Annotated in this window: 5 protein-coding genes; 4 read left to right on the forward strand and 1 reads right to left on the reverse strand. The window is 55.1% G+C overall.

Annotation, left to right across the window (positions count from 1 at the left end):
- Positions 1–127: 127 nt before the first annotated feature.
- The 4 genes from LQ229_RS04290 (at position 128) to uvrC (ending at position 10,552) form a co-directional block, all read left to right on the forward strand.
- Positions 128–481, forward strand: a complete 354-nt coding sequence (locus LQ229_RS04290) for a hypothetical protein (protein ID WP_230191031.1) — start codon at positions 128–130, stop codon at positions 479–481.
- 60 nt (positions 482–541) lie between these two features.
- A complete protein-coding gene (locus tag LQ229_RS04295) occupies positions 542–3,976 on the forward strand; it encodes a GH92 family glycosyl hydrolase (protein WP_230191032.1) in 3,435 nt (1,144 codons plus the stop codon).
- Entirely contained in the window at positions 3,957–8,246 is a 4,290-nt protein-coding gene (locus LQ229_RS04300; RefSeq protein ID WP_230191033.1) for an immunoglobulin-like domain-containing protein, read from the forward strand. Before LQ229_RS04295 ends, LQ229_RS04300 begins: the two co-directional genes overlap by 20 nt.
- Positions 8,247–8,653: 407 nt before the next feature.
- Positions 8,654–10,552 carry an excinuclease ABC subunit UvrC gene (gene uvrC, locus LQ229_RS04305; protein WP_216536642.1) on the forward strand — a complete coding sequence of 633 codons (1,899 nt, stop codon included), beginning with the start codon at positions 8,654–8,656 and terminating at the stop codon, positions 10,550–10,552.
- Here uvrC and LQ229_RS04310 read toward each other — a convergent pair.
- Positions 10,521–12,197 carry a type II CAAX endopeptidase family protein gene (locus LQ229_RS04310; protein ID WP_230191034.1) on the reverse strand — a complete coding sequence of 559 codons (1,677 nt, stop codon included), beginning with the start codon at positions 12,195–12,197 and terminating at the stop codon, positions 10,521–10,523. The two genes, uvrC and LQ229_RS04310, sit on opposite strands and share 32 nt — an antisense overlap.
- Positions 12,198–12,347 lie beyond the last annotated feature (150 nt).

Below are 12,347 nucleotides of genomic sequence, written 5' to 3' on the forward strand. Positions count from 1 at the left end.
CGTTCGCTAAGGGGCCTTTCCTCCACATCTTACATCTTTCCTATCAACATCTCATTCATAGCACCCTTCATAAATCATACGCTTCACTATGTATCCTAATCTTCCTATTGAGGAGGTTTTCAAAAGCATGGCGAGAAATGGAATGCGAAAATGGCTGAGTGCATTATTCGTTTTTACATTATTGACAGGGACGCTGTATGTGCCGCCGACATTGGTCCCGACAGCGGAAGCGTCCGTCGCGCCGAGTTTCCATACGGGACTGGAAAACCAGGACGCGATACAGCCGACATGGATCGATGAATCCGAGTTAAGCGGCAACGTATCGCGGCCCGAAACGAAGGTAACGGACGAGATGAGCCATAAGGGCATAAACGCCTTGTTATACGCAGGACAAAGCACGGGCGCGGGCCGGTCGTACGCGTACAACAAAGTGTTTGAAACGAATCTTGCGGTAAACGCCGACACGACGGTCTCCTATTGAATCTATCCGCAGAGCCGGTCAACCGGCGAAGGAGGAGCCGAATATCACGGCAAGAACAGCATGAATGTCGCGATTGATCTGGCATTCGACGATGGTACATATTTGCATGAGACCGAAGCGAAAGACCAATATGGAATCGGCATGCACCCGGAGGCGCAGGGCAACGGTGGCAAATTGTTTCCGGACAAGTGGAATTTCGTGACGGCGAATATCGGGGAGGCGGCAAAAGGCAAAACGATCAAACGCATACTTGTCTCATACGAGCAGCCGGGAAATGCAGGCACATACCGCGGATTTATCGATGACATTCAAGTTTGGAATGCCGGTTTCGATCCAACCGTCTATGCGGATCCGATGCTCGGCACCGCGAACAATGAATTGGACATTATCGGGTTTGGCGGCAATCGGGGCAATACGTTCCCAGGCGCTGTCGTCCCGTTTGGCATGATCCAATGGAGCCCGGACACCGGTTATAACGATCTCGGTTCAGGCAAAGCGCCCTTAGGTTCCGGCTACGATTACGACAAGAAATCGATTGCCGGCTTCAGTTTGACGCATATCGACGGCCCAGGTTGCGATATCGCCCAGAATGTGCCGTTCCTCCCGATCGTCGGCGATTTGTGGAAGTCGCCTGCGACGAACTTTGAAGATTACGGCTCCTCGTACAGGCGGGAGAATGAAACGGCGATTCCGGGATATTACAGCGTATTGCTCGATCGCTACCGGATTCAAGCGGAATTTGCCCCGACCGAACGGGCCGGCATCGGCCGATTCACCTATCCGGCTACGGACAAAGCGACGATGATCATCAATACCGGCATCAACGCTTCCGGCGTTCGCGACGCGTTCGTCCAAATCGACAAGGAAAACCGGATGGTGACCGGCTGGGTCAATGCGGGCGGATTTTGCGGCAGCAAAGGAAGCGGCGGCACGCTTAAAGAGGACACAAACAATTATACCGTATATTTTGCCGCCGAATTCAGCCATCCGTTTGCCGAAGTCGGCACATACAAGAGCGGAGTCATAACGAAAGACAACGTAGAAGAGCGTTCCGAGAAACCGGATCACCGGAAAGTCGGCGCTTATGTGAAGTTCGATACGAGCGAAGATCAGGTTGTTCAGGTGAAAGCGGCGATTTCTTACACGAATATCGACAATGCGAAGTTAAATCTGAAGACAGAAATTCCCGGATGGAATTTCGACGAAGTGTCAAAGGCGGCGCGGGCGAAGTGGAAGAAGGCGCTAAGTTCCATCCTTGTGTCGGGCGGCACCGAGAAACATAAACGGATGTTCTATTCGTTCATGTACCACGCCTTCGTACATCCGAGCGTTTACAACGATGCAAACGGCGATTACCGGGGGTTCGACCAGAAAATATACAACACCGGCGGCAAATATACGCATTACTCCGCCTTCTCCGGCTGGGATGTGTATCGTACGCAGATGCAGCTCATCGCGATGTTGTTCCCGGACGTCGGTTCCGATTTTGCGCAGTCGCTCGTTAACAGCGCGAAAAGCCGAAACGGGTTCCTGCCCAAATGGAGCATCGCCAATTCCGAGACGAACATTATGAACGGAGACCCGGCTTCGGCCACGATCGCCAACATGTATGCATTCGGGGCAAGGGATTTCGATCTTCAAGCGGCGATGGAGATTATGGATCATCACGCCTCGACGCCATCCAGCCTCAACGGCCGCTTCAATCTGGAAGATTATCTCGCCTTGGGCTATATTCCGATCGAAAGAGGAGGATGGGTAACCGGCTATAGCGTCGAGTACGCCGTCGCCGACTATGCCATTGCGCAATTCGCCAAAGCGATCGGAGACGGCGAGCGGTACCATACGTATATGAGCCGCGCGCAAAACTGGAGAAACTCGTTCGAGGACGGCTATATCCGGCCGCGCAAGGCGAACGGAGAGTTCGAGGGCAACTTCGACCCGGCCAGCGAACACGGGTTCCAGGAAGCCAATTCGGCGCAGTACACCTGGGTTGTCGCATTCGATTACAACGGGTTGTTCGAAAAGATGGGAGGCATCGACGCGGCGAGAGATCGGCTGGATTTTTTCTTTACAGAACTGAACGGCGGTTCGCGGAAACCGTATTCGTTCCTCGGCAATCAACCGAGTTACGGCGTCCCTTGGGCTTATAACTTCGCAGGGCAGCCCTGGAAAACGCAAGACATTGCGCGCAGGGCGATGTTCGAACTGTTTCACGACGGTCCCGCCGGCATGATCGGCAACAACGACCTGGGCGCGGGGTCTGCGTGGTTTATTCTCGCTTCGCTGGGATTGTATCCGGAAATTAACGGTATCGGCGGATTTTCCTTGAACGCTCCGCTGTTCGAGGAGGCGTTGATCCGTCTTGGAGATCGCAAAACGTTCACCATTCGCGGACATAACAACCAGAGCGAAGAGGAAGCGCTGCGGATGAAATACATTGACGGCGTCACGTTGAACGGGCAAACCTACGCAAGCACATGGTTACCGTATGAATATATGACGGACGGCGGCGTACTGTCATTCGCGGTCAGCGATCGGGCCAACATGACCTGGGGAACGGGGCCGGTCGATCCCGAGCACCCATCCGACAGTTATTTAGGCTCGCAAATCGTGAATAACGGCCTGTACCGGCTTGTCAATAAAGCGACCGGGCAGGCGTTGGAAATACCTGACGAGGCTGCGGAAAACGGAACGGCGGTGCAAACCGGCGCGGTCGCGGCGACTAACCGCCAGGTCTGGTCTATGAACGGCAATCCGTACGCGAACTATACGATCGCCAATGTAAGCGCGGGTCTTGCGCTTGGATTGGATACGGAATTGGCCAAACCGGTTGTCCGCCAGGCGGATGCGAATCATGCACTGAAATGGGAAGCGCTTGCGACGGGCGACGGATATTACATGGTTAAGAACGTCGAAACGAAGAAATGGCTGAAAGCCGACGATACGGGTGCGGTCGCGGCAGACGAAACAAACGACCTTACGGACGCCCACCAATGGAAGTTTGTACAGACGTTGAAGCCGGGGGCGACCTATCGAATTGTGAACGCCAACGGCGGCAAAGCGCTGGAAGCGAACGAAGAGGGACAATTGCAGCTTGGGGCTTATTATACCGGTGCGGACAACCAACGCTGGACGGTTAGGCAAGCCGGAGACGGCGGTTTCCGCTTCGTGAATGCTGCGAGCCGGAACGTGCTTAGTCTTGCAAACGGCAGCAGCGCCAATTCCACCCGTGCGGTAACGGAAGTTCCCGATGACGCCAAAGCGTACCAAACATGGGATGTCCTGTTTGCATACCAGAACGCTTATCGGATAACGAACGCCGCGCTGACGAATGCCGGCGGCCCGCTGCACCTTGGCGCCCAAGGGACGGCGGATGCCGCGCCTGTCGTCGTGACGGGGACGAACGCGCCGGGTAACGCGCAGTTGTGGAAAATGATCGAGGTTATGGATCCGTTCGAGAGGAGGTTCGACGGAAATGAAAACCAAGATGAATAAAATGTTGCACGCGCTGTTCTGTTTCGCTCTGATATTGGGCGTGTATCCGGCTGCGGGAGCGAGTGCCGCGCCCGGCGATTTGGTGAATGTAGCCTTGGCCGAGACGGTCACGATCACAGCCAACGAAAATAACCCGCCCAACGAGACGGCCGAGAAATTGATCGATCAAAATCAGAATACGAAATGGCTGGGCCGTTCGAATGCGAATCTGTGGATTCAAGTTCAGTTCAAAAACGGCGATACGCAGGCCGTTACAAAGTATAGTTTGACAACCGCCAACGACGCGCCGGGAAGAGATCCGAAAAATTGGCGGGTGGAAGGCTCGAACGACGGAAAGACATGGGACATAATTGACGAACAGACGAACCAATTTGCGGGAGCCGCGCGTTTCTCGACCGAAGAATATACGATAGCAAGCAATAAAGCGGAGGAGTATGCCTATTATCGGCTATATATTACCGCGAACAACGGCGAACCGTTAACGCAACTGGCCGATTGGAAATTGTTCGCCATAGAGCTTGACGATGCGGCTTCCGTATCGATGGCAATGTCCAAGCTGGATCTCGGCGACACGAGCGCCCTGAAGAAAGGGCTAGCGCTGCCTGTCGGTTTTGTCAAGGGAACGAGCATCCGTTGGGAGAGTTCCAATCAAGAATACATGACGAATCAAGGGAAAATCCGGAAACGCCCCGGCATCGGACAGCCCGATGTGAGTCTCATGCTAACGGCAACGATATCGAAAGGTTCGGCAAGCCAAACCAAAACGTTTCCCGTAACGATATTGGCGCTTACCGCAGCCGATTTCGAATATAAAGCGGGCATTGATTTCGAATCCGGTTTGGAAGAGGGAGACCCGCCCTCGACCGATACGGCCGAACCGAACAGCCCGTACCGGATATTGGCTCTGACGAAGAATATGGGCGCTATCTGCTGCGGAATCGGAGGGATGGAGTCGAAGAAAGGTTCGCCCGGCATGCTCGGTTCCGGATCGCTGCTATATTCCGGCAACGCGCTTGATGCAAATTCTTCGCACGCCTATAACTCGGTTTTTGAAGTCGAAATCGTTGTCCGGCCTTCCACGAGGCTGTCCTATTGGGTATATCCGGAGAAAAAGCCTTCGGTGCTCCCGGAAATTGCGCGCACGACAAGCAAATATGCGGCGCTTGATCTTCTGTTTACCGACGGTACTTATTTGCACGAACTGAACGCCTTGGACCAGCACGGCGTCGCTCTTCACCCGAATGCGCAGGGCAAAGGCGGTTTTGTCGTTGAGGATCAATGGAATTATATTTCCGCGAATATCGGCTCGGTTGCAAACGGCAAAACGATCGACAAAATTTTGTTCGGGTTCGATTCCAGCACAGCGGCCTCCGGTTATTTCCGCGGATTCGTCGACGAGATCGTTATCGAGCATGATTCGAATATCGACGAGGAGAACATGGAAGCGGTGCTGGCGGCGAAGGACGCGCTCGATCTCGGCGATCTGTCGGCCGTGTCCGGCGATTTGAGTTTGCCGGCGGAGGGAGAACAGGGGACGACGATCGCCTGGACCAGCTCGAATCCGGGCTTGATCGGCCACGACGGCAAACTGGCTGCAAGACCTTTGCCAGGGTTGCCTAACGGCGAGCTCACGCTCACCGCAACGATTCAAAAGGGCAAAGCAGCCGCTGCGAAGGCTTTCACCGTCGTCGTGTTGGCGCTGACCGATGCGGAAGCGGTCGCCTTGGATCAAGCCCAATTGGATTTGGGAGACATAAGCGCGGTCGCGTCGGACCTATTGCTTCCCGCCAAAGGGGGATTCGGATCGGCCATTGCATGGAACAGTTCGGAACCAGGCACGATCGATTCCTCAGGGAAGGTCAGTCGGCCGAATCAGGATGACAAGTCTGTCGTCTTGACGGCTACGATGACGAGCGGAAGCGAGCGGGAGACCAAAACGTTTGAGGTCCTCGTCGTCGCCTTAGGCGACAACGGGGATGTCGCCAGCGATACGGCCGCGTTGAATCTCGGAGATCTTAGCGCTGTCACAGACAATATTTTCTTGCCTGAATTTGGACAGCAGGGCTCCGCCATCTCCTGGGGTAGTTCGAAGCCGCATGTCATTGACGAGAAGGGGCGGGTCGCGCGTCCTGCGCCCGGCAGCGGAGACGAGGGCGTTACGCTTACGGCGGCGTTGACGAAAGGGGCGGCTAGCCGGACGAAAGAGTTCGCCGTTACCGTTAAGGCATTGACCGCGGATGAAGCGGTACTGCTGTCAGCCGTTCGGGCCCTTGATTTGCCGAGCGCCGATGCGGTGAAAGAGAATTTGAATCTTCCAGCCGCTATTGGGGGAGAGGACGGCGTCGTCGTTTTCTGGGAGAGTTCCCATCCGGGAATTGTCAATTACCGCGGGGAAGTAGCCCGTCCGCGCAACGGGGATCCCGATGTAACCGTGGCGCTCACGGCAACGCTCCGCTATGGGGCGTCAAGCGTGAAGAAGTCGTTTGCCGTCACGGTCAAGGCAATCGGCGCGGAAGAACTGAGCAGCGATGCTGCGCTAAAGGATCTGCGGGTAAACTTTGCTACGATTGCCGGATTCGATCCGGGCAAGCTGGAGTACAATTACGAATTGCCGGCAGGTACGGAGCGGATGCCAAGCGTAACGGCTATGACCTACGATCCGTACGCGCATATGACGATTGCACATGCGAAAACGGCGACGGGAACGACAGAGATTCGGGTTACGGCGGAAGACGGCTCAGCAAATACGTACAAAATTCATTTCACGGAACATAGGGGCAATGATGCGACATTGAAAGCCATCTTCGTGGACGGCCGGCCTTTGGCGGAATTTGAGCGGTATCGCATGGAATACGATGTGAAGCTGCCGGAAGGCATGACACAGGTACCGACTGTCACTGCGGCAACTTACGATCCCAATGCGCAGACGGTCATCACGCCTGCCGCAGCATTGCCAGGGACGGCGACGATACGGGTAACGTCGGAGGACGGTTCGACTGTGAATACGTATGCCATCCATTTTACGGTTGACGGACTGGAAGAGCCGGAAGGAACGGATGCGACCTTGACATCGATCGAACTGGATGGCCGGCCGCTTGCGGAATTTGAGCGATACCGCATGGAATACGAGGTGGAGTTGCCTGCCGGCACATCGATCGCGCCGACGGTTACGGCGGTTGCTTACGATCCGAATTCGCATAAGCTCATCCTGCCTGCCGAAGCATTGCCCGGAACGGCGACGATCCGGGTAACGTCGGAAGACGGCGCCGCGGCGAATACGTATGAGATTCATTTCACGGTAAAGGAAGAGGAGCCGAAGGGCACGGACGCGACCTTGAAGGAAATATACGTAGGCGGCAAAGCGTTAAGCCGTTTCGATCAACACCGGTTCATATACGATGTGACGTTGCCGGCGGGGACGAAGCGGGCGCCGGAAGTGACGGCAGCCGCTTCGGATTCCAAAGCGAGCGTTCGGATTAAGCCGGCGCAGCGGCTTCCGGGCGTGACGGAAATCGTCGTAACGGCGGAGGACGGAATAACGTCGCTCACGTACCGCATTCATTTTACGGTACAATCCTCTTCGCCTGATTCCGGCGGCGGAGGAAATCCGGTTTACGGCGTGCCCGTTCATAATGTAGCGAAACAAGAGGAGAAGCAGAAGGTGGAAGAAAGACCGAGAGTCGACGAAACGGACCGGGGCGAAGAAGGGAAAACGCCGGAACGGCACGCTCCGCAAGCAACGTTGAGCGATATTGCCGCGCATTGGGCCAAGGAAGCGATTGAAAAGGCGGTGAGGCTCGGCTTCGTGACCGGTTACGAGGACGGCACGTTCCGTCCGAACGCCGAAGTGACGCGCGCGGAATTCGCGGCCATGCTGGCTCGCGCCATGAAGTGGGAGGGAGACGGCGCAAGCCTCAGCTTTGCCGACCGGGATGCGATTCCGGCATGGGCCGGAACGTCCGTGGCCGGAGCGGTCAAGGCGGGAATGATCCAAGGTTACGATGACAATACGTTCCGTTCGGCACGAAACGTAACCCGCGCCGAGATCGCAGCCATGATCGTACGGGCGCTCGGATTGAAAGTCAATCCGGATGCGGAGTTGACGTTCGCCGATACGGATCGGGTGCCCGCATGGGCCGTGCCTTATGTAGCCGCTGCGGCGGAAGCCGGACTGATGCAAGGCAGAGGGAACAATCAATTCGCTCCGGGCGACAATGCGGCCCGGGCGGAAGCGGTGACGCTGATCCTCGCCATGCTGGAGTCCAAGTAAGAGATAAACAACTTAAGGGCAACCGTTATTGGCGGTTGCTTTTTTTTTCTCTTGGAAGAACGGATCGTATGTGGTATGGCCGGCAGCGTCGTTGGATTTTGTCCAATGTTTTCGCTAATCCGGCTCCGTTATACGGCCTTACACTGGAATTTATCCAGTAGATTGCTCGAAAATTCGGAAAATAGAGAAATGGGGGAGAATCTATTGGATGTTTTCCAATCGTGCCCTGCTTCTCCCCATAAAAACTTCATTTCTATTGGATATATTCCAACGGAGACGAAGGGATTGCGTTCCCGGTCATAACGGAAGCGAACGAAAAGGCCGCGACGCAGCTTCAATCCCCTCCGATTTTTTGCTATACTAAAGTATTGGAATGGAACTTGCCGCAATCGAGGGAGGGATGGCCGATGACGGAGCATGAGGAACCGGAGCAAAGCTCATATATGGACAATATTCGCAACAAACTGGCGCTGCTGCCGGATCAGCCCGGTTGTTATTTGATGAAGAACGGCGAGGGCACGATCATTTACGTCGGGAAGGCGAAAGTGCTGAAAAACCGGGTGCGTTCGTATTTCACGGGAAGCCACGACGGAAAGACGCAGCGGCTCGTCTCGGAAATCCGCGATTTTGAATATATCGTAACGTCGAGCAACATGGAGGCGCTCATTTTGGAGTGCAACCTGATTAAGAAGCATTACCCGCGATATAATGTTTTGTTAAAAGACGACAAGTCGTTTCCCTATATTAAAATAACGAACGAAGAGCATCCGCGGCTCGAGGTGACGCGGCGCGTCGTGAAGGACAAGGCGAAATATTTCGGACCGTATCCGAACGCCTTCGCCGCCCAGCAAACGAAGAAGCTGCTGGATCGGATGTACCCGCTGCGCAAATGCCGCACATTGCCGGACCGCGTCTGCCTCTATTATCATCTCGGGCAGTGCATCGCGCCATGCGAATACGAAGTGAAGCCGTCGCAATACGAAGAGATGGTGCAGGAAATTGGCCGCTTTCTGGGCGGCGGCCACGAGGAAATTAAGCGCGAGTTGCAGAGCAGGATGGAGGAAGCGGCGGAAGCGCTCGAATTCGAGCGCGCGAAAGAATTGCGCGATCAGATTATGAGCATCGATGCGATTATGGAGAAGCAGAAGATTACGACATCCGACGCGATGGATCGCGACGTGTTCGGCTACGCCGTCGACAAAGGCTGGATGTGCGTGCAAATCTTGTACATGCGCCAAGGGAAAATGATCGAGCGGCACGCTTCGGTCTTCCCGTTCTACGGAGAGGCGTATGAAGATTTCATCTCTTTCGTGACGCAATATTACAGCGACAATCCGGCGCTGCCGAAGGAAGTGCTTCTGCCCGAGCAGCCGGCGCTCGTCGCGGAGAGCGTAGCGGAGGCGGAGGGCGATTCTGGCGCTCATCAGGCCGAGCCAGGCGTCGCGGCGCAAGAAACTGTCGGCGCCGAAGCGCTGCAGCAATGGTTGAATATTAAAGTGCATGTCCCTAAACGCGGTTTGAAGAAACAGATGGTGACGATGGCGCTCGATAACGCGCGCATGGCGCTGCAGGAGAAATTTCTGCTTATCGAACGCGACGAGGCCCGCAGTTCGAAGGCGGTCGAAAACTTGGGCGGATGGCTTGGCCTCGGCAAGGTAGGACGGATCGAGGCGTTCGACAACTCCAACATTCAAGGGACCGATCCCGTTTCGGCAATGGTCGTATTCATCGACGGCAAGCCCGCTAAGAACGAATACCGCAAATATAAGGTCCGCACCGTACAAGGGCCGGACGATTACGAAACGATGCGGGAAGTGATCCGGCGCCGGTACGAGCGGGTGCTGAAAGAGAATTTGTCCCTGCCGGACCTGATCGTCGTGGACGGCGGCAAAGGCCAAATATCCGCCGCGGTCGATATTTTGGAGAACGAGCTAGGATTGTATATCCCCGTCTGCGGCTTGGTGAAGGACGAGAAGCATAAGACGGCGCAGCTTATGATCGGCGATCCGCCGGAAGTGGTGCCGCTGCCGCGCGACAGTCAGGAGTTTTATTTGCTGCAGCGGATCCAGGACGAGGTGCATCGCTTTGCCATTTCGTTCCATCGCCAGCAGCGCGGCAAGTCGATGGTCGCTTCGAAGCTCGATTCGATTCCCGGCATCGGCGAGAAACGGCGCAAGGCGCTGCTGAAACATTTCGGCTCGCTTAAAAAAATAAAAGAGGCTTCCGTCGAAGACTTCAGGCCTCTTTCGATCGGCGACAAGCTCGCCGCATCCATTATACAAGCGCTTCAGGAGGAGGAGTCGTAACTTGCGGCTCCTCTTTCGTATTGCGTCTGCGGTACAGCGCACGGATGATCCAGGCGACGAGCGCGGGAAGAATCAGATAGAAGATTCCCCACAGGATGTTGCCGGTCCCTCCCATAAACATAAGATTGAGCGCGAACAGCACGCTGTCGAACACGACATGCGCAAAGACGGCCGCGATAAATCCGTACCGCAAAAAGATAAAGCTGAAGATAAGGCCGAGAATCGTGAGCTCGATCACCCGCGAGTAAGTCGGATACACTTGATATCCCGTATGTCCGAATGCCCATATGAGCGTCGGAATGAGGCATGCCAGAAACGTATTGCGCACCAGCTTCTTCATGATGGCGATGCCGAAAAGACGATAGACCGCTTCTTCGCCGATTCCCGCGCCCCAGGCCAGAAGCGGAAACAGCCACGGATAAGTCATATTGTACGGAGATTGCGACGCATCCGTCGTGAACCAAGTTCCGATCCCGCTGCTCAAGCCGATGAAAATAACCGGCTGAAGCCCGAGCAGGATGAAGGCGGTCAAGTAACCGATCCACATGCTGCGGAACGTATAGTCCCCGTATCCCGCTTCCCGCGGGCGCGGCCAAGGGTTGAGCCCGCGCTTGCGCCACAAGCCGTCGCCGGCCACGAGAGAGAAATAGATGGAAGCGCCGAGCGCCAGCGTAAACAAGCTTTGTACGATAATGCCGAAATAGATGGCGACATCGACGGTCGGCGTTTCCCCAAGCATCGATTTCAGTGCCGGAAACATGTTGAGCGTCCCGATAATATTGACGGCCGTATAGACTGCCGCAAGCAAGATGCCGCGCTTAAACGAGGTGAAAGAGCGGGTCAAGGCGCTGTATACGACAGCCAGAACGGCGAGCGCCAGCGTCAACAAACCGTAACCGATGCCCGTCATCCAACTTGCATACCTCGATTGTTTCTCAACATAGGCCGCATGCGATTCCGGCACGGTAAACGCCGGTTTAAACCCGACGATGTCCGGGCCGCGGAATTGAACCCGAAGCTCCAAGCCGGATTGTCCGATCGTCCGCGACATGTCTTGCAATACGACCGTGTATAATCCGTTCTGTGCATATCCTTTCGATATTTCCTGTAGCTGCTCCGGCCGGTACCCCATTTGCCCGGCAAATTGCTTAGCCGATTCCAATCTTCCATCCGGATCGGCCGCAGCCCCCTCCTTGTTCGCGGCGGGCGGCGTGTAAATGCTCCAGCGCGCGACTTTGCCTGTTTGCATATGTACATACACATAATATACTTTTCCTTTGACACTGCGGTCCTTCAACTCCACACGATACGTATCGTACGGGAATTCCCGCTCGAACTTCCGGTTGTAGTCGTTTAATAGCCGGTTGGCCGTTAAATATCCGTACAGCAATTTGTCCGTATCGTAAATCGCATATCCCGACGCAAGTTCCGGATCGGCATCCTTCCACTGTGTCAAAGTGAAAGATAACGCCGCGTCGATCGCTTTCTCTTTCGAAATGACCGCCCCGCTCTCCGCGCCCGGAGATTCATTCGTAAAGACCGGCAGCACTTGCAGCACCAAAAATACGATGAGACCGATCCCCGCCAGTATACCGAGCAATCTACGGTCGGCGCGGAGCGATAAACGTTCCCCCAATCGGTTCATGAAAATCCTCCTCGTCATATCGCAGTTGCAATTTCATTAAGGTTAATGATGCCATATTTTCGGAGCGTTCGCAAAAATGAAATAAATTGTTGAGACAGGTCGGTGATTTGGCAAGATAGGTCATAATAAAGATTATGATATGCAAATTCG

Source organism: Paenibacillus sp. CECT 9249, from assembly GCF_918697855.1.
GTDB lineage: Bacteria > Bacillota > Bacilli > Paenibacillales > Paenibacillaceae > MSJ-34.

Excerpts from the sequence above, each read along its gene's own strand:
- LQ229_RS04290 (WP_230191031.1), top strand. The coding sequence starts at position 128 with ATGGCGAGAAATGGAATGCGAAAATGGCTGAGTGCATTATTCGTTTTT.
- LQ229_RS04295 (WP_230191032.1), top strand. The coding sequence starts at position 542 with ATGAATGTCGCGATTGATCTGGCATTCGACGATGGTACATATTTGCAT.
- LQ229_RS04300 (WP_230191033.1), top strand. The coding sequence starts at position 3,957 with ATGAAAACCAAGATGAATAAAATGTTGCACGCGCTGTTCTGTTTCGCT.
- uvrC (WP_216536642.1), top strand. The coding sequence starts at position 8,654 with ATGACGGAGCATGAGGAACCGGAGCAAAGCTCATATATGGACAATATT.
- LQ229_RS04310 (WP_230191034.1), bottom strand. The coding sequence starts at position 12,197 with ATGAACCGATTGGGGGAACGTTTATCGCTCCGCGCCGACCGTAGATTG.